Source organism: Enterobacter sp. SLBN-59 (genome assembly GCF_024807915.1).
GTDB lineage: Bacteria > Pseudomonadota > Gammaproteobacteria > Enterobacterales > Enterobacteriaceae > Enterobacter > Enterobacter asburiae_B.
The window spans coordinates 1,006,914-1,030,660 of the sequence record NZ_JANUFI010000001.1 but is presented as its reverse complement, the minus strand read 5'-3'; the positions used below and the strand labels follow the sequence as shown (position 1 = coordinate 1,030,660).

Annotated in this window: 21 protein-coding genes; 8 read left to right on the top strand and 13 right to left on the bottom strand. The window is 58.8% G+C overall.

All coding sequences use genetic code 11. The annotated features are described in order from the left end of the window. Positions 1-36: 36 nt before the first annotated feature. From fnr to M2422_RS04770, 5 genes are all read right to left on the bottom strand, one after another. The gene (gene fnr / locus M2422_RS04790; protein WP_006174991.1) at positions 37-789 is read right to left on the bottom strand and encodes a fumarate/nitrate reduction transcriptional regulator Fnr; all 753 of its coding nucleotides are present in this window, start codon (positions 787-789) and stop codon (positions 37-39) included. A gap of 183 nt (positions 790-972) precedes the next feature. Then, a complete protein-coding gene (gene ogt, locus M2422_RS04785) occupies positions 973-1,488 on the bottom strand; it encodes a methylated-DNA--[protein]-cysteine S-methyltransferase (protein ID WP_064672370.1) in 516 nt (171 codons plus the stop codon). 10 nt (positions 1,489-1,498) lie between these two features. Next, the gene (gene abgT, locus M2422_RS04780) at positions 1,499-3,025 is read right to left on the bottom strand and encodes a p-aminobenzoyl-glutamate transporter (protein ID WP_029740288.1); all 1,527 of its coding nucleotides are present in this window, start codon (positions 3,023-3,025) and stop codon (positions 1,499-1,501) included. 49 nt (positions 3,026-3,074) lie between these two features. After that, a complete protein-coding gene (locus M2422_RS04775; RefSeq protein WP_064672371.1) occupies positions 3,075-4,520 on the bottom strand; it encodes a M20 family metallopeptidase in 1,446 nt (481 codons plus the stop codon). Then, positions 4,520-5,830: a M20 family metallo-hydrolase gene (locus M2422_RS04770; RefSeq protein WP_064672372.1), complete on the bottom strand. Its 1,311-nt coding sequence runs from the start codon at positions 5,828-5,830 to the stop codon at positions 4,520-4,522. Before M2422_RS04770 ends, M2422_RS04775 begins: the two co-directional genes overlap by 1 nt. A 175-nt stretch (positions 5,831-6,005) precedes the next feature. Between M2422_RS04770 and M2422_RS04765 the strand changes: the two genes are divergently transcribed. Both M2422_RS04765 and smrA read left to right on the top strand, forming a co-directional pair. Continuing rightward, positions 6,006-6,911 carry a LysR family transcriptional regulator gene (locus M2422_RS04765; protein ID WP_259140126.1) on the top strand — a complete coding sequence of 302 codons (906 nt, stop codon included), beginning with the start codon at positions 6,006-6,008 and terminating at the stop codon, positions 6,909-6,911. 354 nt (positions 6,912-7,265) lie between these two features. Then, complete coding sequence (gene smrA / locus M2422_RS04760) at positions 7,266-7,829, top strand: DNA endonuclease SmrA (RefSeq protein WP_064672374.1); 564 nt, start codon at positions 7,266-7,268, stop codon at positions 7,827-7,829. A 27-nt stretch (positions 7,830-7,856) separates the two neighbouring features. Here the strand turns inward: smrA and M2422_RS04755 are convergent, their stop codons facing one another. After that, the gene (locus M2422_RS04755) at positions 7,857-9,518 is read right to left on the bottom strand and encodes a methyl-accepting chemotaxis citrate transducer (protein ID WP_064672375.1); all 1,662 of its coding nucleotides are present in this window, start codon (positions 9,516-9,518) and stop codon (positions 7,857-7,859) included. 144 nt (positions 9,519-9,662) lie between these two features. On the opposite strand from M2422_RS04755, the gene M2422_RS04750 reads away from it, so the two are divergent. Beyond that, positions 9,663-10,529: an aldo/keto reductase family oxidoreductase gene (locus tag M2422_RS04750; protein WP_048976938.1), complete on the top strand. Its 867-nt coding sequence runs from the start codon at positions 9,663-9,665 to the stop codon at positions 10,527-10,529. A gap of 45 nt (positions 10,530-10,574) precedes the next feature. Here M2422_RS04750 and M2422_RS04745 read toward each other — a convergent pair whose 3' ends face one another. Further along, a complete protein-coding gene (locus M2422_RS04745) occupies positions 10,575-10,775 on the bottom strand; it encodes a hypothetical protein (protein ID WP_023311485.1) in 201 nt (66 codons plus the stop codon). Positions 10,776-11,062: 287 nt separating this feature from the next. On the opposite strand from M2422_RS04745, the gene umuD reads away from it, so the two are divergent. Together umuD and umuC are read left to right on the top strand one after the other, a co-directional pair. Continuing rightward, a complete protein-coding gene (umuD, locus tag M2422_RS04740; protein WP_029740280.1) occupies positions 11,063-11,497 on the top strand; it encodes a translesion error-prone DNA polymerase V autoproteolytic subunit in 435 nt (144 codons plus the stop codon). Further along, positions 11,481-12,743: a translesion error-prone DNA polymerase V subunit UmuC gene (umuC, locus tag M2422_RS04735; protein WP_064672376.1), complete on the top strand. Its 1,263-nt coding sequence runs from the start codon at positions 11,481-11,483 to the stop codon at positions 12,741-12,743. The genes umuD and umuC overlap by 17 nt, the downstream gene beginning before the upstream one ends. A gap of 12 nt (positions 12,744-12,755) precedes the next feature. Here umuC and M2422_RS04730 read toward each other — a convergent pair whose 3' ends face one another. Then, positions 12,756-13,025 carry a hypothetical protein gene (locus M2422_RS04730; protein WP_045356947.1) on the bottom strand — a complete coding sequence of 90 codons (270 nt, stop codon included), beginning with the start codon at positions 13,023-13,025 and terminating at the stop codon, positions 12,756-12,758. 83 nt (positions 13,026-13,108) lie between these two features. Next, positions 13,109-13,996, bottom strand: a complete 888-nt coding sequence (locus M2422_RS04725; protein ID WP_259140120.1) for a LysR family transcriptional regulator — start codon at positions 13,994-13,996, stop codon at positions 13,109-13,111. A 97-nt stretch (positions 13,997-14,093) separates the two neighbouring features. Here M2422_RS04725 and M2422_RS04720 point away from each other — a divergent pair, with 97 nt between their 5' ends. Further along, positions 14,094-15,149, top strand: a complete 1,056-nt coding sequence (locus M2422_RS04720; RefSeq protein WP_064672378.1) for an SDR family oxidoreductase — start codon at positions 14,094-14,096, stop codon at positions 15,147-15,149. A gap of 40 nt (positions 15,150-15,189) precedes the next feature. On the opposite strand, the gene M2422_RS04715 is transcribed toward M2422_RS04720, so the two are convergent. Beyond that, positions 15,190-16,170, bottom strand: coding sequence for a nitronate monooxygenase family protein (locus M2422_RS04715; RefSeq protein WP_064672379.1), 981 nt, complete (start codon positions 16,168-16,170; stop codon positions 15,190-15,192). 132 nt (positions 16,171-16,302) lie between these two features. Here M2422_RS04715 and M2422_RS04710 point away from each other — a divergent pair, with 132 nt between their 5' ends. Further along, the gene (locus M2422_RS04710) at positions 16,303-17,187 is read left to right on the top strand and encodes a LysR family transcriptional regulator (RefSeq protein ID WP_064672935.1); all 885 of its coding nucleotides are present in this window, start codon (positions 16,303-16,305) and stop codon (positions 17,185-17,187) included. Here M2422_RS04710 and M2422_RS04705 read toward each other — a convergent pair. Further along, positions 17,159-18,613, bottom strand: a complete 1,455-nt coding sequence (locus tag M2422_RS04705; protein ID WP_064672380.1) for a PLP-dependent aminotransferase family protein — start codon at positions 18,611-18,613, stop codon at positions 17,159-17,161. The genes M2422_RS04710 and M2422_RS04705 overlap by 29 nt on opposite strands. 96 nt (positions 18,614-18,709) lie before the next feature. On the opposite strand from M2422_RS04705, the gene M2422_RS04700 reads away from it, so the two are divergent. After that, the gene (locus tag M2422_RS04700) at positions 18,710-19,477 is read left to right on the top strand and encodes an arylamine N-acetyltransferase (RefSeq protein WP_064672381.1); all 768 of its coding nucleotides are present in this window, start codon (positions 18,710-18,712) and stop codon (positions 19,475-19,477) included. A gap of 22 nt (positions 19,478-19,499) precedes the next feature. On the opposite strand, the gene M2422_RS04695 is transcribed toward M2422_RS04700, so the two are convergent. Further along, on the bottom strand, positions 19,500-22,577 hold the full coding sequence (locus tag M2422_RS04695) for an efflux RND transporter permease subunit (protein ID WP_064672382.1): 3,078 nt from the start codon (positions 22,575-22,577) through the stop codon (positions 19,500-19,502). Beyond that, positions 22,574-23,722: an efflux RND transporter periplasmic adaptor subunit gene (locus M2422_RS04690; protein ID WP_064672383.1), complete on the bottom strand. Its 1,149-nt coding sequence runs from the start codon at positions 23,720-23,722 to the stop codon at positions 22,574-22,576. Before M2422_RS04690 ends, M2422_RS04695 begins: the two co-directional genes overlap by 4 nt. Between the last annotated feature and the right edge of the window lie 25 nt (positions 23,723-23,747).

Sequence of the window (23,747 nt, the reverse complement as noted above, 5' to 3'; positions counted from 1 at the left end):
CAAGAATTTATGGTCTGGTCATCAACATGCGGAGAGTTACGCCACGTTGCGGGCGTGCCCGGCAAGAACGGCAAGCGCTTCACCGTTTTCGATAGTGATGTATTTACCTTTAACGGCCAGCATCCCGCTTTTCTGGAAACGGCCCAGCAGACGGCTGATGGTTTCCACGGTCAGGCCCAGGTAGTTGCCGATATCGCCACGCGTCATCGTCAGACGGAATTCACGCGGCGAGAAGCCACGCTCGGCGAAGCGGCGGGAGAGGTTGTAGATAAACGCGGCCAGGCGCTCTTCTGCGTTCTTTTTAGAAAGCAGCAGAATCATGTCCTGATCGCCTTTGATCTCACCGCTCATCAGACGCATCATCTGCTGACGCAGGTTAGGCATCTTACCGGACAGATCGTCCAGGGTTTCAAACGGGATTTCGCAAACCATTGAGGTTTCGAGTGCCTGAGCAAAGCTCGGGTGATGGCCCGTGCCGATGGCATCAAAGCCCACCAGGTCGCCCGCCAGGTGGAAGCCGGTGATCTGCTCATCACCCTGTTCGGTGATGGTGTAGCTCTTGATGGTGCCAGAACGGATAGCATAGAGCGATTTCAGTTCGTCTCCCGCTTTAAACAGCGTCTGCCCTTTCTGAATAGGCTTTTTGCGCTCGATGATATTATCAAGCTGATCGAGTTCATGCTCATTCAGGGTAAACGGGATACAGAGCTGGCTGATGCTGCAATCCTGGCAATGGATAGCACAACCGCCAGACTGAATGCGTCGTATAATTCGCTTTTCCGGGATCATAGGTTTGCTCAAGCCTTAATTGATATTGGTCAATTTTAACATCTTTTTGGTAAGTACGTAAGCCTGACAAACCCTCAATAAGGACAAGAGACGGCAACGTGTCGCCATCTTCTTGAAATTCCACAGCTTGATTATGGATTTTTAGCCTAACCGGTAGAAAATTAAGCACAAAAAGCCTGGGAGCTAGAGCAGGAGATACCCTTCGTGACGCAGCAACCACTCTTTGCGCTGCACGCCGCCGGCATAGCCTGTCATGGTGCCGTTGCGGCCAATGACGCGATGGCACGGCACCACGATGCTGACCGGGTTAGAGCCGTTAGCGGCACCCACCGCGCGTGCGGCGCCTGCGCGGCCTAGCTGTTCCGCGAGCTGGCCGTAATGCATCACCTGCCCGCAGGGAATGGCCCGCAGCGCCTGCCACACTTCGCGCTGAAAAGGGGTGCCTGCCGTGGCGGTTGGCAGAGTATCGATGATGCTGAGATCGCCTTCGAAGTAGGCCGCAAGCTTGTCGCTCAGCCCGCCCGGGTTGGTGGCGCGGATACGTTCATACCCCTGCGCGCGGTAGTGAACATTGAGCAGTTCTTCCATCCGGTCGCTGTGCTCTTCCCATTCGACGGCGCGCAGGCAGAACTGCTCGTCCGCGATCACCCACAGCGGCCCGAGCGGCGTCGCAATCTTATCTTCGAGTAATCTCAGCATCCTCATTCCTTTAGTTCAGCCTCGGGTAAATCCCCGGCCCAATCGGCAGGCCGACAAGATACCATGCCACCAGCATCACCAGCCATACCCCTAAAAAGATAAGCGGGTAGGGTAAAACCAGCGAATAGTAGGTACCCAGTTTGGCCTCGGGTTTATAGCGCTGCAGGAAGCCTAAAAACAGCGGAACAAACGGCGAAACCGGCGCCAGCGGAATCACCGAGGAGTCCGCGATGCGGAACAGGATCTGGGCAAACGCAGGATGAAAACCCAGCATCATAAACATCGGTACGAAGATCGGGGCCAGAATCGACCAGATGGCGGAGCCGCTGGCGATAAACATGCACAGCAGGGATGACAGCAGCGCCAGGCCGACAAACGCCGGTACGCCGCTTAGCCCGGCCGCCTCCAGCGCGTCGGTCAGGCCCACGGCCATAAACTTGCCCATGTTGCTCCAGTTAAACATCGCCACAAACTGCGCCAGCGGGAACACCATCACGATAAATCCCGCCATCTCTTTCATCGGCTCGATCATCAGCTGCGGCAGATCGCCCTGACGGCGGATCTTACCGGTCGCGATACCGTAGGCGAGCGAAACGACAAAGAAGAAGAGGATAATCAGCGGCACGATGCCCTGAATAAACGGCGACGGCAGGACGGTATGTTTAACCGGATCGCGCAAGATGCCGTTTTCCGGCACCACCATCAGCGCCACCAGCGCGATAAAGGCCAGCGAGACAACGCCCGCCACGCGCAGGCCGAAGCGCTGCTCTTTGCTCAGGGTTTCCAGCTTTTCATCGCTACGGCCTTCCCATTTACCCAGCCGCGGCTCGATGATTTTATCGGTAATCAGCCCGCCGACAATCGTCAGGACAATCACTGAGCTCGCCATAAAGTACCAGTTGTCGATCACGCTGACGTGCATGGCCGCATCAATGGTCTTCGCCGCCTCCGTGCTGATGCCAGAGAGCAGCACGTCGGTGGTGACGATCAGCAGGTTAGCGGTAAATCCGCAGCCCACGCCCGCAATCGCCGACAGCAGGCCCGCCACGGGATGACGCCCGACGGCGAGGAAAATCAGCGCCCCCATCGGCGGCATGATCACCAGCGCGGCGTCGGAGGAGATATGGCTGAAGAAGGCGATAAACAGCACCATATAGCTCGCGTAACGCGCGCTGACGTGAGAAGCCATCTTCACCATTAATGCGGGCAGCAAGCCCACGCGTTCAGCCAGCCCGGCGCCCAAAACCAGCGCCAGAATGGCGCCCAGCGGGGCGAAGCCGCTGAAGTTTTTGATGACGTTGGGTAAAAACCAGTGCAGCCCGTCAACGCTGAGCAGGTTTTTCACCGCCACCAGGCTGCCGTCGGCCGGGCTGCGCACGCTCACGTCAAAGGCGGAGAGCACGGCGGTGGCGACCATTAAAATCACAATCAGATAGATAAACAGCAGGAAAGGGTGCGGCACTTTATTGCCGATCCTTTCAACCCAGCCATAGAGCTTACCGGATGGGGAATGCGAAGGTATGGATGACATACTCATGGGCGTTCCTCGGGAGTGTTGTGTTGTTGTGTTGTTGTGTTGTGTTTTTTTATTTTAAAGGTGACGGTGTCACGCCCTGTGGGATCGGACACACGTACGGTTTTTCTTGTATTTGTTGTTCGAACTCTTCACGGCATTTTTTCAGCAGCGCCGCGTCCTGCAGCAGATTGAGCGCGGTTGCGCCCATCACTTTTCCGGCCAGCCGCATGCCTTTGTGGGCAATGGAGGTACGGCCCTGCGCCACCAGTTGCCAGGTGTGCAGCGGCGTGCCGACGGTAAAGCAGGGGCTGAAGCACTGGGCGACCGGCATTTTCCAGCTGACGTCGCCCACGTCGGTTGAACCCGCCAGCACGTTGTCGGTGATGGCATAGGGCGCGACTTCATCCACCAGCAGTGTCTCTTGATGACGCCGGGCAAAGGCTTTACCCGCGTCACCGCCCGTCGCGGCAATATTTTTCAGGCTGTTTTGCAGATCGTTGGGCGTCAGGGTGGCGCGGATTTCGCGGGCGAAAGCGCGTTCTTCCTCCGTCCAGAGCGGCGTGCCGTAGTGCTGCAACGCGCGATACATCGCCGCTTCAAGCGTGCGGTTCGGCAGGTAGCTGGAGCAGGCTTTATCAAAGCGGCACTCGACGGTGGTTTCAGTCATCATCGCCGCGCCCTGGGCGATTTTTTCGATGCGTTCGTAGATCTGCTGCGCATCGGCCATCTCCGGGGCGCGGATCAGGTACAGCACCTCCGCCTGCGCCTGCACCACGTTGGGCGAAATCCCGCCGGTGTCGGTGATGGCGTAATGGACGCGCGCTTTCTCAATGATGTGTTCGTTAAGGAAGTTGGTGCCGGTGGTCATCAGCGTCACGGCGTCGAGCGCGCTGCGTCCCAGATGGGGGGAGTTGGCCGCGTGTGCCGCCACGCCGTGAAAACGCCAGGCGGCCTGAATATTCGCCAGCGTGCTGACGTTAAACATCCCGGCGAAGGCTTCCGGATGCCAGGTGACGGCGGCATCAACGTCATCAAACAGACCTTCGCGCACCATAAAGGTTTTCCCGGAGCCACCTTCCTCGCCGGGACAGCCATAAAAACGCACCGTTCCGCTGCCGCCGTGCTGCTCCAGCCAGCTTTTCGCCGCCACCGCGCCCGCAAGCGCTGCGGTGCCTAAGAGGTTATGCCCGCAGCCGTGGCCGTTGGCTCCCGGCGTGTCGGATTGCGCCGTCGCGCAGTGCGCCTGCTGGCTTAGCCCGGCCAGCGCGTCGTATTCGCCCAGCAGGGCGATGACCGGTTTCCCGCTGCCGAAGCTGGCGATAAAGGCATTTGGAATACCGCCGGCCTCGCGCGTCAGCGTGAAGCCCTCGGCCTCAAGCTCGCTGGCCAGCCGCTCGGCGGACCGGAACTCTTCAAAGCGGGTTTCAGGACGATCCCAGATCGCGTCGGCAATATCGGTTAACGTCCGACATCGCGTGTCGATCGCATCGGCAATAAAATCGTAGTTCTCCTGCATTACACACCTCGCGTCCACGGGAAATTGAGCGCAGTTCGCGCCAGCGTTTCAATGGCAATCGCCATGACCTGCTCATCGAAGTCGAATTTTTCGTTGTGATGTCCGGCGCTCAAATCCGTGCCGAACACCATATAGGACGCCATGCCGCCGTTCTCCTGCACGCGGGCCATCATCAGCGTGGCGTCTTCGGAACCCGCTGGCGCTTTCACCTTGTCGATGGCGTGAATAACCCCGGAAACCTGGCTCGCCTGTTCGCGCAGGTAATCCACCCACGCCGGTGTCGGCGCGCTGGACGTCGCGGCACCCATCAGGCGCATCTCAGCGCGCACGCCGTAGAGCGCCGCTGCGCCGGTAATGACCGCCTGCGCGCGTTCAAAGACGTACTGATTAATCGCTTCGCTTTCACCGCGGGTTTCAACCTTTATCAGGGCATTGGCGGGCACTACGTTGCGTCCGCTGCCCGCCTGCATCACCCCGACGTTCACCCGGGAGGCGCCGTCGCTGTGCGGGGCGATGCTGTGCAGGGCGAGGGCGGCCTGCGCGGCGGCGAGCAGGGCGTTACGTCCGTCCTCCGGCTTACCGCCCGCGTGTGCGGCAACGCCGGTAAAGTTCACGTCGAACTTGGTGGTGGCCATAAAGTTATCGCTGCCGCAAATCACCGTTCCGGCAGGGACGCCGGTACCAATATGGATGGCCGTAAAATAGTCCACGTCGTCCAGCGCCCCGGCGGCAACCATGGCGCGCGCCCCGCGAGTGCCTTCTTCGGCTGGCTGGAAGATCAGCTTGATGGTGCCGTTGAGCTGTGCGTCATTCTGCTTAAGCACCTGCGCCAGCCCCAGACCAATAGCGGTGTGGCCGTCGTGCGCGCAGGCGTGCATCATGCCCGCGTTGCAGGAGGCAAACCCGTCGCGGAACGGGCGATGGCTTTCATCCAGCGCTTCGCTTAAGTCAAGGGCATCCATGTCGACGCGAAACGCCAGGGTCGGTCCAGGGCGGCCGGTATTGAGGGTCGCCACAATGCCGGTAAACCCGCCTTCAAACGGCGCCAGCCATTTCTCAGGCGCGCCCTGCGCGCCCGCGCGGGCAAACTCTTGCGCCAGGGTAGCGGCATCGGGCAGCCCCATCCGGCTTTCGGCATCGACGACGTCGCGGCCCATCGCCAGTTCGTAGCCCAGCGAGTCGAGGATTTCCGCGACTTTCGCGGCCGTTCGAAACTCTACCCAGCCGGATTCCGCAAAATGGTGAAAATCGCGACGCCATGCGCTCAGCTGCGGGGATAGTGTCTGGATGTACTGCGCCAGTGTGTCCATATCTGTTCCTGTCATCATTAAAATATGTGAACTGCTTCACGCTGTGATAGATTTTACTTATCACTAACCGATTTTTCACAGTTTTAACCGTTCAGGAATTACCCTCGCACATCCCTTTCCATTAAAGTAGATGACAGTTTCTTTACTCTGATAAACAACGGTTATCGGTCGGGCTATGACATTCCAGATTAAATTTCATCAAATCCGGGCGTTTGTTGAGGTAGCGCGTCAGGGCAGCATTCGCGGTGCCAGCAGGACGCTGAATCTTTCCCAGCCGGCGAAATCCATCAAAGAGCTGGAGGAGGGCATGGCGGCGCAGCTTTTCGTGCGCAGGAGTAAGGGCGTCGCGTTGACCGAATGCGGTGAGGGTTTTTACCAGCGCGCCAGGTTGATTCTGGAAGAGCTGCGCGCGGCGCAGGATGACATCCGTCAACGGCAGGGGGAGCTGGCCGGGCAGATCAACATCGGGATGGGGGCCAGCGTTTCACGCACGCTGATGCCCGCCGTTATCACCCGCTTTCATGCGCAGCATCCGCAGGTCAAGGTGCGGATTATGGAAGGGCAGCTGGTATCGATGATCAATGAATTACGCCAGGGCGAGCTGGACTTCACCATCAACACCTATTATCAGGGACCTTACGACCAGGAATTTACGTTTGAAAAGCTCTTCGAAAAACCGTTTGCGGTATTTTGTCGGGAGGGGCATCCGGCAATGGGGGCAACGTCAATTAATGAACTCCTGCATTATAACTGGACAATGCCGACGCCGCGGGGAAGTTATTATAAGCAATTAGAGGAGGTATTTAGCAATCGTTCGCAAATACCGCGAATTGGTGTGGTTTGCGAAACATTTTCTTCCTGTATTAGCCTGGTCGCGCAAAGTGATTTTTTAAGCATATTACCGCAGGAGCTAGGCTGTGACCCGCTGCTGGCGCACCGTCTGGTCATGCTGCCGGTTGTCGAATCGCTTCCTAAAGCAACCTATTATTTAATTCAGCGCCGTGATTCACGTCAGACGCCCCTTGCTGAGTCATTAATTACGCAGTTCAGAAGGGAAGCGAGAAAAATAATCGTCGCGTGAAATGCAGATTAAAAAAACAGGATCTGCCCGACATCAGACAGACCCTATAGTACACACAGCAGTGCGTCCTTTCGCCAATCCTGGGTATTATTTCCATGAGGCAGGTATATTTAGGTATAACACCTTTTCTGAAAAATGAAAGGCGGGCGAGTGATTGATTTCACGAAATTTTAACATAAATCACGTATTTTACCTTTGCTGAAATTTTAGTTAAGTCTGATTTAAATCTATTTAATAATTACTATATATATTCATCAGGTTAATATTATTGCCGCGCATTGCCCCGTAACGGTGATTGAGGCCGGTCTCTGGCGCAGGTATAGTACAGTCCTCAGATGTAGCCGGAGGATGTCCATGAACCCTGACGACAAATCATTTTTTCTTGACGCCATGGAAGATGTCCAGCCCCTGAAGCGCTGCGCGGATATTCACTGGCAGCTCAGCCGCAATACGCGGACGCGCGAGGAAGTGGATAGCGAACAGCTGGATAACTTCCTGACGCTGGATTTTCTTGACATGCTTCCCCTGGAAGAACCGCTGGCGTTCCAGCGCGAAGGGGTACAGCAGGGCGTTATCGATAAGCTGCGCTCGGGGAAATATGCCCGCCAGGCCAGCTTAAACCTCCTGCGCCAGCCCGCCGAACGCTGCCGTCAGATGCTCTATTCTTTTATTCGCCAGGCCGGACGCGACGGGTTACGCAATCTGATCATCATTCACGGGAAAGGGCGCGAGCAGAACTCGCATCCCAACGTGGTGCGCAGTTATCTGGCGCGCTGGTTAACGGAGTTCGAGGAAGTGCAGGCCTTCTGCGTGGCGCTGCCGCATCACGGCGGCAGCGGGGCATGTTATGTTTCACTGCGAAAATCGGATGGGGCAAAACGGGAAAACTGGGAGCGGCACGCCAAGCGCAGCCGCTAGCGGGCGATCTCCTCGCCCGCCGGTGACTCAGAACGTTTCCCAGTTGCTGTCGGTGGCGGCGGTTGTCGTCGCCGGGCGCAGCAGCTGTGGCGTTTTCAGACTGGCGGGGCGTGGGGCGACCGCTTTTTCTTTGCCGTTCAGACGAAACGCCGCTACCGCCTGGCGCAGCTGCTCGGACTGATCTTCCAGTGCCGCAGCCGCCGTGGCGGACTCCTGCACCAGCGCGGCGTTTTGCTGCGTCACGCTGTCCATCTGCGAAACGGCCAGGCTCACCTGCTCAATACCGCGGCTCTGCTCGTCAGAGGCTGATGAAATCTCACCCATGATATCGGTCACGCGGGTGACGGCGGCGACAATTTCCTTCATGGTGGTGCCAGCCTCGCTAACCTGCTCAGAACCGGTATTCACCCGGCTGACGGAGTTCTCGATAAGCCCTTTGATCTCTTTCGCCGCCTGCGCGCTGCGGCTCGCCAGCGTACGGACTTCACCTGCAACAACCGCAAAACCACGGCCCTGTTCCCCGGCGCGTGCCGCTTCCACCGCGGCGTTAAGCGCCAGAATGTTGGTCTGGAACGCGATGCTGTCGATCACGCCGGTAATATGCGCAATTTGCTGCGAACTGTCGGCGATTTCGTTCATGGTGCGAACCACGTTGTCCACGACGTGACCGCCGCGCGCGGCCGTTTCAGAGGCGTTTTTCGCCAGCAGCGTGGCCTGACGGGCGTTATCGGAGTTCTGTTTAACCGTCGCGGTCAGCTCTTCCATGCTGGCGGCGGTCTCTTCGAGCGAGGCGGCCTGCTGCTCGGTGCGGGCGGAAAGATCGTTGCTTCCCGCGGCAATTTCGCCTGCGCCGGTGTAGATGGAATCCGTACTTCCCCGTACGGCGCTGACGGTGGTCACCAGCGACTGCTGCATCTCATGCAGGCCCGCGGCCAGCTGGCCCATCTCATTGCGACCGGAGATAGCGATCTCCTGCGTCAGGTCACCCCCTGCAATGGCGCGAATATGGTTCATAATGGAGTGGAGGGGTTTTAACAGCAGGTGCTGTAAACCCTGCCAGATGACCACCAGAACCGCGATAACGGCCAGCAGAATCGCCGCCAGCGTCCACTGCATCTGCGTGAAGCTGCTCTGGTTCTCTTCGGTTGCGGCCTTCAGCAGGGTGTTGTTTTCGGCGCGCCAGCGGTTATAAACCGCCTCCATCTCGTCCTGCGCCTGCTGGGCGTCCAGATCGCCATAGGCCTGGTAGTTGTCGGCACGCAGATACTCAATCGATAGGCGCATCACTTCGTGCATCTGGTTCCAGGATTTCTGCATCTCGTCGGTTAATGCTGCCTCCTGGCCGTTAACCTGCGGCAGCTTCTGCCACTCTTTGTTATAGGCTTCGGCTTTTGCCAGCGAGTCGGCTGCGGTGCCAAGCAGCTTATTGATCGCCGCAAGGGAAGCCGGATCGCGCTGGTTTTTCAGGTAGCGGATCGCCACCCGGGTGACGGTGACGCGCGTTTTCACCAGCGTGTTCACGCTGTCGCTCAGGCTTTCCTGCTGGGCATTGAGCACGCCGGAATTCTGGAAGTTATGGCGATCGTTGCTGACGGCAGAGTAGAACAACCCTCCCGTGACAACTTGCAGCAGACAGAATATGGTGAGGGCAAAGATAATACCGGTAATCACGTGCAAATTTTTCAGCATAGCGGTCGTCCGTTAGAAAGGATGCAGAGGTACACCAATACTATCGTCGTATAGAATTTAAACTTTAATTTAACTCGCGCTTAACTAAGGGCTCCGGTGAGGAACCTGTTGTAAATCCGGATCATTTTTATGAGGAAGGTTAACATGAGCAGCATTGATAAAAGCGGGACGTACGCGCTCGGGACGCGGACGGTAAAACGACTGGGCTACGGTGCGATGCAGCTCGCCGGGCCGGGCGTCTTTGGTCCACCGAAGGATAAGCAGGCCGCGCTGGACGTGCTGCGCGAAGCGGTGGCGGCGGGGGTGAACCACATTGATACCAGTGATTTTTATGGTCCCCATGTCACTAACCAGCTGATCCGCGAGGCGCTTCACCCTTACCGGGACGATCTGACGCTTGTCACCAAGATTGGCGCCCGTCGCAACGACAAAGGTGCCTGGCTGCCGGCCTTTTCCGCGCAGGAACTGACCCAGGCGGTGCATGACAACCTGCGTAATCTGCAGCTGGACGTGCTGGACGTGGTGAATCTGCGGATCATGTTTAGCGCACACGGGCCGGCGGAAGGGTCAATTGCTGAACCGCTCTCCACCCTGGCCGAATTACAGCAGCAGGGGCTGGTGCGTCATATTGGCCTGAGCAACGTCACGGCCACCCAGGTTGCGGAAGCCCAGAAAATGGTTCCGGTGGTGTGCGTGCAGAACATGTACAACATTGTGAACCGGGGTGACGACGCGCTGGTGGATCTGCTGGCGCAGCAGGGGATCGCGTATGTGCCGTTCTTCCCATTGGGAGGCTTTACGCCACTGCAATCTTCCGGGCTGAAGGCCGTCGCGGATTCACTGGGCGCAACGCCAATGCAGGTTGCGCTGGCATGGCTGCTGCAGCGTTCCCCGAATATTCTGCTGATCCCAGGCACCTCTTCCGTAGCGCATCTGCGGCAAAACCTCGCGGCGGGGGAGCTGCGTTTGCCGCCTGAAGCACTGGAAACGCTGAATTCGCTGAGGGATTAAAAGTGACACGCGCAAAGCCTGGAGGGTGCTTCCGGCTTTGCGCGCTTAGGCTCCTGTCTGACTTTTCTGCCTGTGAAGCGCTAACGCTTCCGCCACAATCTCCTGCTTGCTCTTACGCGTCTCAAAGGCGGTGGTTCTGATGTACTCCATCAGATCGGGATCGATGCGGGCGCTCAACATCCTGAGATCGGCCTCCTTTGCCAGACCGCGTGCAACACGCTTGTCTGGATAGTCACGGGCGGGCATGGAAAATATTCTCCAGTAAGTCTTGTTAATTCGTTCGGTAAAATATGCTTTTATCTGACTTAAAAGTCAATGTGTAGTTATTTCATAGTGATGTTATTTTTTATAAGTCATAAACCAGATGACTTTTATATGACTTGTGCTGTCAGGCCTGTTAACGGCGGGCAACGTTGCTAAATTAAAACCGCTCAAACTTCAACGCGTTTGGGTTCGCCTTTGGAAATGACCTTGATCCTTGTCCATAATCCGTAATACTGTATTTATATACAGTATCTGGCGAGAAAGGCATTATGGACACTCTCTTTTCTTATCACCCAAAACAAGACATTGAATTACCTTTGTTTTTAGAACGCGTTGCCTGTGGTTTCCCCAGCCCGGCGCAGGATTATGTGGAGGATCGTCTCGATCTTAACCGGCTGGCAGTCAGACACCCCAGTGCGACCTATTTTATCAAGGTGAGCGGAGACTCCATGATTGGGGCGGGGATCGGCGATGGCGATCTGCTGGTGGTCGATCGTTCGTTAAATGCCGAACACGGTGATATCGTCGTGGCGTCGGTCGCCGGTGAGTTTACGGTGAAAGAGCTACAGACCCGTCCGGTTCTGAGACTTCTGCCGCATAATGCCCGCTATCAGCCGATTACCTTTCAGTCCGAAGAGGAGCTGCAGATCTTCGGCGTCGTCACCCACACGCTCAAAACGCATAAACATGTTCGCGCTGGTTGATGTGAATAGCTTTTACGCCTCCTGCGAGCGGGTCTTCCGCCCCGATCTGCAGGGGAAACCCATCGTGGTGGTGTCCAATAACGACGGCTGCATTATTTCGCTGTCGCGGGAGGCAAAGCAGTTCGGCATAAAAATGGGTGAGCCGTATTTTAAATTCAAAGAAAAGCTATATCCGTCAAAAGTTTACGTCTTTAGCTCGAACTATGCGCTGTATGCCGATCTCAGCAGTCGGGTCATGCAGACGCTGACCGATCTCGCCCCGGCAATAGAGATTTACTCCATCGATGAAGCGTTCGTGAACGTTTCAGGGGTCAGCCACTGCCTGTCGCTGGAAGCGTTCGGTCACCAGATGCGCACAGAGGTCTTTAAAAATACGGGCCTAACCGTTGGCGTCGGTATTGCCCCGACCAAAACCCTTGCAAAGCTGGCCAACTATGCGGCGAAACGCTGGGCCAGCACGGGCGGCGTGGTCGATCTCTCAGGCCGCGAGCGGCAGCGTAAGCTGCTGGAAAAGGTTCCGGTAGAGGAGGTGTGGGGCGTAGGGCGGCGCATCACGAAAAAGCTCAACGCTATGGGCATTACCACGGCGCTGGAGCTGGCGGAAGCGTCATCCTGGGTCATCCGCAAACATTTCAACGTGGTACTGGAACGTACGGCCCGCGAGCTGCGCGGTGAGCCCTGTCTTGATCTGGAGGAGTTCACCCCCACCAAGCAGCAAATCATCTGTAGCCGTTCGTTTGGACACCGTATTACCCAATATGAAGAGATGCACCAGGCTATTTGCGCCTACGCGGAACGCGCTGCGGAAAAACTGCGCGGCGAGCATCAATACTGTCGTTTTATCAGCGTATTTGTGCGCACCAGCCCGCACGCGGATAACGAAATTTATTACGGCAATCAGGCTTCTGTCACCCTGATGACGCCCACCAATGACTCGCGCGATATCATCCGCGCCGCCACGGAGGCGCTGGGGCGTATATGGCTCGACGGCTATCGCTATATGAAAGCCGGGGTCATGCTGGCGGACTTTTTCAGCAGCGGCGTCGCCCAGCTTAATTTGTTTGACGATAATCGCCTGCGCGCCAACAGCGCGGCGCTGATGGAGATGATGGACAGCGTAAATCATTCCGGTAAAGGGAAGATATGGTTCGCCGGGCAGGGTATTGAGAAATCCTGGGCGATGAAGCGTGAGATGCTGTCACCGGCCTATACGACGCGGTACGCCGATTTGCCGGTGGCGAAGTAGAGGATGGTTGCGTTATTTCTTTTGCACCAACCAGGTTGCCGCAGCCGCCAGCGCGCCGATCAGCGGCATTTCGCCCGCTCCGGCCAGGAAGTTATAGCGATCGATCTCATTATTTTTACGGATATCCGCAAGGCGGGTAAGCGCCTCTTTTTCATCCGCTGCGCCAATCTCCTCAAACTGTTTTTCAAACCCCTGAGCGATGAGCTGAGCGGCCGCATCGGTGTTTGCGCTCTCGATCGCAATCAGGTTCGGGCCTTTTTGGAAAAAACGGTAATCCGGCATAAGTGCTCCAGAAAGAGGAGGATACGGTAAAAACACTCTATTCCTGGCGGTTAAAAAATGCACGTGATTTACTGCGGAAACAATCAGTTTTTCTTCAGTATTTCAGGCAGTAACTGCTCGATCACGCTGACGACCTTTCTGACGCGCTGCGGAATAAAGCGGGCATCAGGATAGACGGCGTAGAGGAAGCGATCGGGTAACCGCCAGTCGGGCAGCACCGGTACCAGCGTGCCCGCCTGCAGCGCCCTGGCCACGAGCGGTCGCTGCATGCCGCCGATACCGATGCCTGATTCCAGCGCCTGCAGCAGCGCGTCGCTGGTGTTGGCACGGAAAACGGTATTCACGTTGACCTCGACCGTTTCCTCGTCGGAAATCAGGCGCAGGGGGGCATCCAGCGGAATACCGCTGAACCGTACGTGTGGCAGCGTCGCCAGCTCGCTGACGGCGTGTACCGCCTGAAAACCGGGAGCGGCAAACAGCGCGGCTTCAATACGCGCCAGCACGCGAGCCGCGTGCGCCTGCGGAGGCTCGCTGCCCAGCCGTATCGCGACATCCACGCCCTCCGTCACCAGATCGGCAAGGCGGTCATCCAGGGAAATCATCAGCTGCAGTTCGGGATGCAGGTGCTGCAGCGCCTGCAGATGCGGCAAAAAAATCTGCCCCAGGCCGCTCGGCAACTGGACATGGACGCGTCCCTGAACGCGATGGTCGGCAGGATGTAAACGCCTCTCCGCTTCCCCCATGGCGTCCAGCACAAGCTGCATATCTCGCCGGTAACGTTCACCCTGTTCGGTCAGCCTCATCGTACGCGTTGTACGGTGCAGCAGCACCACACCCAACGCGTCCTCAAGCGCCGCGATCTGTTGACTGACGGCGGACTGCTTAATGCCGGTCTGACGGGCGGCCGCCGAAAACGAGCCCGCTTCAGCGACGCGTAGAAAGGTCGAAATGGCGGTGAGCTTATTATTCATTTAATGATTCTGCTTATAAGTGCCATCGGTTTCAGGGGATATCTCCAGAAAAAATAATAGATCACACTGCGTCTGTCACCCTTTCCGGAGAAACACCATGAATAAGATGCAGCAACACAACGTCGCCCTGGTCGCGGGCGCTAGCGGCATTGTCGGCAGACAGCTGGTCAATACGCTCCTGCACCATCAGTGGGAGGTGATCGGCCTCAGTCGCCGCGAGGTAACCCATCCGGACGGCATTCCCGTGGTGAACGTCGATTTACTGGATGCTAAGGATACCGCAAGGGCGCTGCACGACCTTAACGGTGTCACCCACATCTTTTACAGCGCCTGGGCGAATGCGGCGAACTGGACGGACATGGTTGAGCCGAACGTCACCATGCTGCGTAATCTGGTCAGCACCCTCGAAAAAACGGCGCCTTTGCAGACGGTAAGCCTGATGCAGGGGTACAAAGTCTATGGTGCGCATCTGGGACCGTTTAAAACCCCGGCGCGGGAAAGCGATCCCGGCGTGCCGGGTGCCGAATTTAACGCCGCGCAGCTCGCGTGGCTCAGCCAGTTTCAGCGGGGGAAAGGCTGGCACTGGAATGCCATCAGGCCGGGCGTGGTGGGGAGCCCGGTACCGGGTAATGCCATGAACCTTGCGCTCAGCATCGCCCTGTACGCCTCCCTGTGCAGGGCGCTGGGGTTACCGCTGCGTTTTCCCGGTTCGGAACAGGCCTGGCACAGCATCGTTGACCATACCGACGCCGGGCTGCTGGCCGAGGCCACGGTGTGGGCCGCCGAGTCACCTGCGGCACAGAATCAGGCCTTCAACGTAAACAATGGCGATATCTGGCGCTGGAGCGAGCTGTGGCCGCGCATCGCACGCTGGTTTGAACTGGACCCTGCGCCGCCGGTGAGGCTGTCATTTCATCAGCTGTTTAACGACTATCGCGGCGTATGGCGCGAGCTTGCCGAAGAGCGGCTGGCGGAAGCGGATATTTTGCAGCTGAGCGACGGGCATTTTGCCGATTTTGTCTTTGGCTGGAATTACGACATGTTTGGTGACGGGAGCAAACTGCGCAGGGCGGGCTTTACGCAAATGCAGGCGACCGATGAGATGTTTTTCAGCCTGTTCGCGCAGCTGAGAGCCGCGCGGATTATTCCCTGATGAACCTGGGCGTCCTGGTGCAGACCAGGACGCCGGGTGCTTACTCAACCGTTAACGCATTAACAACCTCGGCCACGCTTTTCACGCTGCGGATGTTCCCAATCCCCGTGCCGAGCGCGATATAGCCCTCATCGGTATTATCTTCCAGCATGCCAAGACGCAGGCCTCGTAATCCCCCCATCGCCTTGCCCAGCGCTTCGTTGCTTGCGCCTGCTTTATCCATCGACGCCAGTTTTTCCGCCAGCTTGCCGGGAAGAGCGCGGTAGTAATGGGGCACGGTGCGGAAAAGCAGCAAATCGAGGCCGTTGGCGGCAACAATTTTCTCTTTGACGCTCTGCGGCACGCGGCTTTCTTCCGTGCTGATAAACACTGAACCGGCAAACACGCCTTCCGCGCCCAATGCATGGGCCGCTCTGGCGGTGCGGTTATCGGTAATGCCGCCCGCGGCCATCACCGGAATGTGCTTCACGGCATCGGCAATCAGCGGCACGATGGAAAAGGTGCCAAGCGCCGTTGCGGGTAACGTTCCACCCTCATCAAAACCGGTGGCGACGATAATGTCAGCCCCCATTTCTTCTGCGAGGCAGGTGTTCTCCGGCGTTGGGTTGATGTCGCGGTAGATAATGGCGATACCCGCCTCTTTTAACTCACGGAACAGGGCGGGAATAATGCTGCCTTCCCCGTAGCCCGTATACACCACGGCCCTGACGCCTTCGTCTTTCACCACCTGAAGAATAGGTCCTGTCCAGACGTCATTAACGGCCGTGGGGATCAGGTTCACGCCAAACGGTTTCTCGGTCAGCCGTTTGGTTTTACGAATTTCTTCGCGCATTTTTTCGGCGGTCTCTTCCGGCGTGGAGACCGCGGTGTCGGCGGTTAAACCGGCATTGGGCCCCAGCACGCCGAGCCCTCCGGCATTGCTGACCGCAGCAACTAAACGGGCATCCGTGAGCCAGGATAACGGCCCCTGAATAACAGGTTTTTCGATGCCCAGGATCTGACAAATACGGTTATTTTTCATAGCAGACTCTCCCTTACGTTTGAATGGGGAAGAGTGTAGGGCGCAGGATTGTTAGGAAAAATAGCCAAAAATATTCATCACTGTTATAAAATTAATAATAATATTATCCTGCTCGCGGCAAAAGCATACCTTATGCAAATAAACCTCTTTGAATCTATTCGAATTTTTATTGAAATTGTTGAGTCAGGCAGTCTTAGCCAGGCGGCGGAGAATCTGCAGATCCATCGTCCGGCAGTCACCAAAGCGTTACAGCTTCTGGAGCAGCACAGCGGCACGCGACTACTGCAGCGCACAACGCGTCGGATTAGCCTGACCCCGGATGGGGAAGCGTTTTATCGCCGGAGTAAACCCCTGCTGGCGCAGGCGGACGAATTACTGGAGTCGTTTGGTACGGACCGGGCAATACACGGCCAGCTGCGTGTGGATATGCCGGTCTCTTTTGCCACGCTGCGGGTGATACCTAATCTGCCTGATTTTTATCGTCAGCATCCTGAGATCGACATCATTCTGAGCAGCTCTGACCGCCGTCGGGATATGCTGCGGGATGGCCTGGACTGCGTGCTGCGGGTGGGAGAGCTGGACGACGGCGAGTATATCGCGCGTAAAATCGGGAACATCAAAATCACGACCTGCGCCAGCCCGGCCTGGCTGGCAAAGCACGGTACGCCAGAAACGCCGGATGATTTACGCGAACATCAGGCCATCAACTGGATTAATAACCGCAGCAGACAAATTCATCCGTGGACGTTTACCACGCCAGAAGGCATCGCGGAAATTACCCTGCCCGGTAAGCTTGTCGTGGATAACTCCGAAGCCTACATCGCGGCAGGTCTGGCCGGACTGGGGTTAATGCAGGGGATGAATCTCTTTCTCCAGCCTTACATTGACCGCGGTCTTCTGGTTGAAGTCCTGCCGGACTATCGCTCGCCGGACCGCAAGCTGTCACTGCTCTATCCACACCGCCACCTCTCCCGCAAGGTGCGGGTCTTTACCGAGTGGCTGGAGAGTCTGGTGTGAAAGCGGCCAGCTCGTGACACAGCGCGCCAATCTGTTCTACGGCGTTCAGCAGGCGGGGCGTGGGTTCGTTTGCGCAGTTCAGCCGCAGAAAGTGCGTTAACTCTGCGGCAGGTGAAAACAGGGGGCCAGGGCTGACGCCAATGCCCAGCGCCAGCGCGCGACGGTGCACCTCCAGCGCGTTGACCCGCTGAGGCAGTTCAACCCATAGCAGGAAACCGGCAGCGGGCACGTTAACGCGCGTACCGGACGGAAAGCTCGCCTTGACCTGCGCCACGACGGCGTGAACGCCCTCTGCGATCCGGCGCTTCAGCCGTCGCAGATGGCGATCGTAGTCGCCGCTCGCCAGAACCTCGCTCGTCGCCGCTTCCAGCAGCGGGGCGCCAGCCCATTCTCCGGCCATGCGGGCCTGTAAGACCTGCGGGGTGTAGCGTCCGGCGGCGATCCAGCCGATTCGCCATCCGGGCGCAAGCGTTTTGGACAGGGAACTGCAGTAAATCACATTCCCGCTCTGGTCGAACGCCTTGCAGGCCGGAGGGCGTTGCCCCTCGCCGACCAGGTCACCGTAGACATCGTCCTCAATCAAAGGAATTTCAGCCTCTTCAAGCAGGGCAACCAGTTCCTGCTTGCGCGCGACGGGCATGCTGGCACCCAAAGGGTTTTGCACGGTGGGCGAGGCCAGAACGGCCGCAGGGCGGTGGCAGCGAATGGCGTCCGCCAGCGGTTCCAGCAGCAGGCCTTCCACAGGGTCGGTGGGGATCGCTAACGCCTTCAGGCCTAAATCCTCCAGCAGCAGGAGCGTACCAAAGTAGGCTGGCTGCTCAATCGCCACGACGTCACCCGGCTGGCACACGGCCCGAAGGGCCAGGCGCAGCGCCTGCGTCGCGCCTGCGGTAATAATGAGATCATCCGCGCCGAACCGGGCTCCCCACTGTGCAGAGCGCGCGGCAATCTTGCTTCGCAAATCCCGCCTTCCCGGAGGCAGGCTGTAGCTCTGTCCATGCGCGTCCAGACGACGGCCCGCAGAGTGCAACGCCCGCTGCAGGGCATCTCCCGGCAGCCACGCGGGATCGGGCAGGGCGGCGCCCAGCGGGATCAGCCGGGCTTCTGCACTGCTGAACAGCGACCGGGCCACGGCGGACATTGTGACGGGGACCGGGCCCGGCGTGGAGCGCGCGGGCTCTACGCGCGGTGGCTGGCTGGTCTGACGGATGTAATAGCCTGAACGCGGGCGCGCAACGATCAGCCCTTCAGCCTCAAGGCAGCGAAGGGCCTCCAGCGCCGTCGGAAGGCTAACGCGCTCGCGTTCGGCCAGTTTGCGCGCGGAGATCATCCTGTCACCGGCGCGCAGCGCGCCGGACGTAATGGTAAGACGCAGCATATCCGCAATACGGCGATAGTGAGGAGAGGACTGGGACGGGGCAGACATGGGTAACTGTTCAGGCTAATTTTCGATAAAACTGACTATACAGCCATTGATGCGCGCCATCTATAGTGTCCGGCATGTTCAGGACAAGGAGGCATTATGCAAAGCGATAACTTCAACATTTCCACCTATTTCAAACGCATAAACTATACCGGACCGGCGGGTGCCGATACGGCCACCCTGCATGCGCTCATGCGCCATCAGCTCTTTTCCGTTCCCTTTGAGAATCTGGACGTACAGGCGGGCAAAGTTGTCTCGCTGGCGCCAGACGATATCGCCGATAAGGTGTTAACGCAGGGGCGCGGCGGCTACTGCTATGAGGTAAACGGGCTTTTTGCCATGGCGCTGGAGGCGTTAGGGATCCCTTACCGTTTCGTGGCGGCGCGCCCGATGTTCTACCCCGCGCGGCGGCCGAAAACCCACATGGCGATCGTCGCTGAGGTAGATAGCCGACAGTGGCTTTGCGACCTCGGTTTCGGCAGCTACGGTATTCGTGCGCCGATGGCGCTGGACACGCTTGATGTTGAGATCGTACAGGATTTCGACACGTACCGACTGAGCCGCAGCGCGGAGGGTGAGTATTTGCTTGAGGCGAAGGTGGAGGGAGAGTGGGCCCGGCAGTACGGCTTTGATCTCACCCCTCAGGAATGGATTGATTTCGTTCCGGCCAACTACCTTAACTCCACGCACCCGGATGCCATCTTTGTGCAGAAGCGGGTGGTGGTGCAGCACGGCCCGGAAGGACGCCAGATTTTGCTGGGCGATGTGCTGAAAACCATCACGGCGAACGGCACTGAAACGCGGAAACTGGCGGAGGATGAAATCCGCCATGTCCTGAAGGACCGTTTTGCGCTGACCGCCGCGTAATCTGCCGGGAAACGGTGGAGCCTCAGCGCAGTCCGTCTTCTGCGGCGTTGCGCTGAGCTCCCCACTGTAACAGCAGGCTAAACGACGCGGGTAACACGGTCAGCGTCACCAGCGTCGCGACCAGCAGCCCGCCGATAATGGCATAGGCCATTGGCCCCCAGAAGACCTGATGAGAGATCGGGATCATGCCCAGAATGGCGGCGCAGGCGGTCAGAGAGATGGGTCTGGCCCGGTGTTCCGCGGCCGCCATAATGGCGGCATCGTTTGCCATCCCCTGAGCAAGATTGCTGTCAACTTCGCTAATCAGTATCACCGCGTTGCGCACGATCATCCCCGCCAGGGCGATGACGCCCAGCAGCGCGACAAACCCCATCGGCGTGCCGCCGGGCAGCATAGCCAGCACGATCCCCGGCAGGCCAAACGGGGCCATCAGGAGGGCCAGCAGCATCCGGGAATATCGCCGCAGCTGAAGCATCAGCAGCAACAGCATGAGGACCAGCGTTACCGGAAGAACGGTAAAGACGGAGCTGTTCCCCTTGTCCGATTCGGCAACCGCGCCGCCCTCTTCAATGCTGTAACCTGCGGGCAGGCTCGCGCGCAGCTTGTCGACCGCCGGACGCAGCGCCGCGGATACCGCTTCAGCCTTCAGCCCGGGGGCAAGATCCGTTTGCACCGTGATAAAGGGCACGCGCTGGCGACGCCAGATGACCGGATCGTCCACGCCCCAGACCGGCGTCGCGACGGCGCTGAGCGGAATTTTTTTACCGTCATTCCCCTGAATCGTGAGCGAGGAGAGGGTGGCGGTGCTGTGACGTGCATCGTCCGTGGCCCGCAGCACCACGTCGACAAGGCGGTCGTTATCCCTGATGGAGGTGACAACGCTGCCGGACCAGACGGTGTTCAGCGTGCGGGCGAGGCTTTCTGACGATATTCCCGCCGCCCTGGCCGCCGTCTGATTCACCTTAAGGGTGATGACCCTCTCCGGCTCTCCGGCCGTCTGGTTAACGTCGCGTGAGAACGGAGACCGGCCAATCGCGTCCGTGAGACGGTTCGCCAATGCCCGGACCTGCAGATAATCAGGCCCGCTCACCCGGTATTTGATGGGCCAGCCGACGGGCGGCCCCAGCTCAAGGGGCGACACGCGCGTGATAATGTCGCTAAACTGCGTCGCCAGGAGCCTGTTGAGCTGCGCATGCAGACGATCCCGCGCCTCAAGATCCTTAGCCACCACGACCATCTGGGCGATATTTTCATTTTCCAGCAGCACGTCCATCGGCAGGTAAAAACGGATGGCGCCCGACCCGACATACGTCGAATAGCGATCGATGTTGCCGTTGCCGGCCAGCGCCTTTTCCAGCTTTTCCACCTCTCCTAGCGTTTCCGGCTGCGACGCGTTGGCCGGAAGCGTCAGGCTGACCAGCAGCTCTGGCCGATCCGAGGCGGGGAAAAACTCGCCCTGCATAAACGTCGTGCCGTACGCTGACAGCCCCAGCGCGGAAAGGGCGAGCAGCACGGTAGCGACTCGGTGACGCAGCGCCAGGCGTAAAAGGCGTCCGTACCCGCGCACGATCCTGCCGGGTCCCGCCGCGTGATGTCTGACTTTTTCCGGCAGCAGCCACGTGCCCGTCAGCGGCGAAAACAGGATCGCGACGGCCCAGGAGCAGAGCAGGGCAATGAGCACCACCGCAAACAGGGAAAAGCAGTATTCACCGGCGCTGGAGGCCGCAAAACCAACGGGAATAAAGCCGGCAATCATCACCAGAGTACCGGTGAGCATCGGGAAGGCCGTCGTTTTGAACGCATGCGTGGCCGCGTGCCGACGGGAATCCCCCGCTTCCAGCCGGGAGACCATCGTTTCGACGGCGATCATGGCGTCATCCACCAGCAGGCCCAGGGCAATGATCAGCGCCCCTAGCGAGATACGCTGAAGGCCAATACCGGCGAGCATCATGCCGGCAAACGTCATGGCGAGCACCAGCGGAATGGCCGTCGCCACCACCAGTCCGGCCCGTAACCCCAGCGAGACAAATGAAACCGCCAGCACGATAACAACGGCTTCGATAAGCACCCGGATAAACCCGCTTACCGCGTCACTGACCACCGCTGACTGATCGGCGACTTTCACCATCTCGATACCGTGCGGCAGCCCGGCGCTGAGGGCCGCCATTCTGGCATTCAGCGCAGCGCCGAAACGCAGCATGTTGCCCGTTGGCGCCATCGACACCGCCAGCCCGATAGCCGGTTTGCCGTTCACCCGGTAGGCCGGGGCCGGTGGCTCGGCGATTTCCCGGGTGACGGTGGCAATGTCGGTCAGCGGAATATAGCGATTGTTCACGTGCAGCGTGACGGCGCGTAAGCTCTCCTCGGTCGTGAGCGCTCCGCTGACCTTGATCGCCATGTTCTCTTTTTCGGTACGCATCGTTCCTGCCGGGACAACCGCATTTTGCGCCCGGAGGGCGTCGGCAACCGCCTGAATATCGAGCCCCATGCCGGCCAGGCGTGCCGGAGAAAAGGCGAGAACCCACTGCTCCTGCTGTTCGCCCAGCAGGGTGGTTTTGCCTATATCCGGCAGGGACATCAGCTCTCGACTAATTGTTTCTGCGCGATCCCGCACCTCCCGCAGGGTAAAACCTTCGGGAATAAAGGCGTAAATTGTGCCGAACGTGTCGTCAAACTCGTCGTCCACGGCAGGACCCTGCACCCCTTCGGGCAGGGACGGCGCGATGTCCTGCATTTTTTTGCGAACCTGATACCAGATATCCGGCACGCGTTGCGGGGGCGTATCGTCACGGAGGTTGACGTGGATAACGGTGCGTCCGGCCCGGGTTTCACTTTCGAGATAGTCCAGCCAGGGCGTTTCCTGCAGCTTTTTTTCAAGCGTATCGGTCAGCAGGCGGGTGGTATCCGCCACGGAGGCTCCCGGCCACTGCGCGGAGACGACGGCCGTTTTAATGGTAAAAGCCGGATCTTCGTTACGCGGCAGCTTCTCATAGCAGAACACGCCCATCGCAATCACCAGCAGCATGAAAAAGCTGACCATCTGCTGGTTCTTCAGCGCCCAGGCGGAGAGGTTAAATTTGGCTTGCGGTACTGTGTTCATGGCTGAACCTCTCCGGCAACCACCGGCTCGCCGGAACGTAATGTGCTCACGCCCGCCGTAATCACCCTGTCGCCCGGCTCAAGGCCGGAGGCAATCATGACGGAGGTGGCCGTATAGCTCGCGGGCACCACCGCGCGCAGCTGCGCCCGCGACTGCGGGGTAATCACAAAAACGGCCGGTTTGTCGCCGACGCGGGTCAGCGCCGAGGCGGGAAGGGTGTAGCCGCGCGGGGCTGACGATGGCAACGTGACGGTTACGCTGGCGCCCAGCGCCATGGCCGCCGGCGGGTTTTGCAGGGTGGCCCTGACGCGCCAGGTGCGGGTTTGAGGATCGGCCTGCGGCGTGATATCCCGCAGCGCGGCAGACGCCTGCACCGACGGATCGCTGAGGAGGGAAACCCGCAACTCCGCCTTATCCAGAGGCGGGATCGCATCCGGAGTGGCAATATCAAACGCCACGTCGCGGGCTTCACCCGTTGCCAGCGTCAGCACGGACTGACCGTCGCTGACAACCTGCCCCGCAGAAGCGTTCACGGCGGTGATGACGCCCGCCTGCGGCGCGATCAGGCGCGTCCAGCCGAGGCTTTCGCGGGCATTTCGCCACGCGGCCTCGCTGCTTTTTAAGCGCGCGCGGGCGACAAGCCAGTCCGCACGGGCGCTGTCGAGCTGCGTGCGGGCTATCGCGCCCGTTGGCATGAGCTTTTGCATTCGACTGACGTTAAGCGCGGCGACCTGCGCCGAGGCTTTAGCACCTTCATAGTCGGCCGCCGCGCCGTCGAGCTGGTTTTGCCCGGTCGTGTTGTCAAGCGTGGCCAGCAGCTGTCCGGCAGTGACCCGATCGCCAATATCAACGCTGCGCGTCAGTATTCGGCCCCCGGTCCGAAAGCTCAGGGTCGTTTCATCGCGGGCATGGATCTCACCGGTTCTTTCCAGCGCGGGAATGGTTTGGGCGGTGCCAACGACGACGTAGCGTACCGCTCGCGCAGGGTCGGGCTTATTTTCGTGTTTATCACCGCAGCCGGTCAGCGGAAAAATCGCCAGCGCAAGCAGGGCCAGGGGAAGAAAATGCAGCCAGGAAAGGGTGCGCGCCACGCCGTACAAATGATGCAGGCAGTGGCGGAGGGAGAGAAAAAATTCGTCTGACATAACGCCGCTCCATAAAGGGAATGGC

Bases quoted from the DNA above. Each gene is read 5' to 3' on its own strand.
- fnr (WP_006174991.1), bottom strand. From the start codon at position 789: ATGATCCCGGAAAAGCGAATTATACGACGCATTCAGTCTGGCGGTTGT.
- ogt (WP_064672370.1), bottom strand. From the start codon at position 1,488: ATGCTGAGATTACTCGAAGATAAGATTGCGACGCCGCTCGGGCCGCTG.
- abgT (WP_029740288.1), bottom strand. From the start codon at position 3,025: ATGAGTATGTCATCCATACCTTCGCATTCCCCATCCGGTAAGCTCTAT.
- M2422_RS04775 (WP_064672371.1), bottom strand. From the start codon at position 4,520: ATGCAGGAGAACTACGATTTTATTGCCGATGCGATCGACACGCGATGT.
- M2422_RS04770 (WP_064672372.1), bottom strand. From the start codon at position 5,830: ATGGACACACTGGCGCAGTACATCCAGACACTATCCCCGCAGCTGAGC.
- M2422_RS04765 (WP_259140126.1), top strand. From the start codon at position 6,006: ATGACATTCCAGATTAAATTTCATCAAATCCGGGCGTTTGTTGAGGTA.
- smrA (WP_064672374.1), top strand. From the start codon at position 7,266: ATGAACCCTGACGACAAATCATTTTTTCTTGACGCCATGGAAGATGTC.
- M2422_RS04755 (WP_064672375.1), bottom strand. From the start codon at position 9,518: ATGCTGAAAAATTTGCACGTGATTACCGGTATTATCTTTGCCCTCACC.
- M2422_RS04750 (WP_048976938.1), top strand. From the start codon at position 9,663: ATGAGCAGCATTGATAAAAGCGGGACGTACGCGCTCGGGACGCGGACG.
- M2422_RS04745 (WP_023311485.1), bottom strand. From the start codon at position 10,775: ATGCCCGCCCGTGACTATCCAGACAAGCGTGTTGCACGCGGTCTGGCA.
- umuD (WP_029740280.1), top strand. From the start codon at position 11,063: ATGGACACTCTCTTTTCTTATCACCCAAAACAAGACATTGAATTACCT.
- umuC (WP_064672376.1), top strand. From the start codon at position 11,481: ATGTTCGCGCTGGTTGATGTGAATAGCTTTTACGCCTCCTGCGAGCGG.
- M2422_RS04730 (WP_045356947.1), bottom strand. From the start codon at position 13,025: ATGCCGGATTACCGTTTTTTCCAAAAAGGCCCGAACCTGATTGCGATC.
- M2422_RS04725 (WP_259140120.1), bottom strand. From the start codon at position 13,996: ATGAATAATAAGCTCACCGCCATTTCGACCTTTCTACGCGTCGCTGAA.
- M2422_RS04720 (WP_064672378.1), top strand. From the start codon at position 14,094: ATGAATAAGATGCAGCAACACAACGTCGCCCTGGTCGCGGGCGCTAGC.
- M2422_RS04715 (WP_064672379.1), bottom strand. From the start codon at position 16,170: ATGAAAAATAACCGTATTTGTCAGATCCTGGGCATCGAAAAACCTGTT.
- M2422_RS04710 (WP_064672935.1), top strand. From the start codon at position 16,303: ATGCAAATAAACCTCTTTGAATCTATTCGAATTTTTATTGAAATTGTT.
- M2422_RS04705 (WP_064672380.1), bottom strand. From the start codon at position 18,613: ATGTCTGCCCCGTCCCAGTCCTCTCCTCACTATCGCCGTATTGCGGAT.
- M2422_RS04700 (WP_064672381.1), top strand. From the start codon at position 18,710: ATGCAAAGCGATAACTTCAACATTTCCACCTATTTCAAACGCATAAAC.
- M2422_RS04695 (WP_064672382.1), bottom strand. From the start codon at position 22,577: ATGAACACAGTACCGCAAGCCAAATTTAACCTCTCCGCCTGGGCGCTG.
- M2422_RS04690 (WP_064672383.1), bottom strand. From the start codon at position 23,722: ATGTCAGACGAATTTTTTCTCTCCCTCCGCCACTGCCTGCATCATTTG.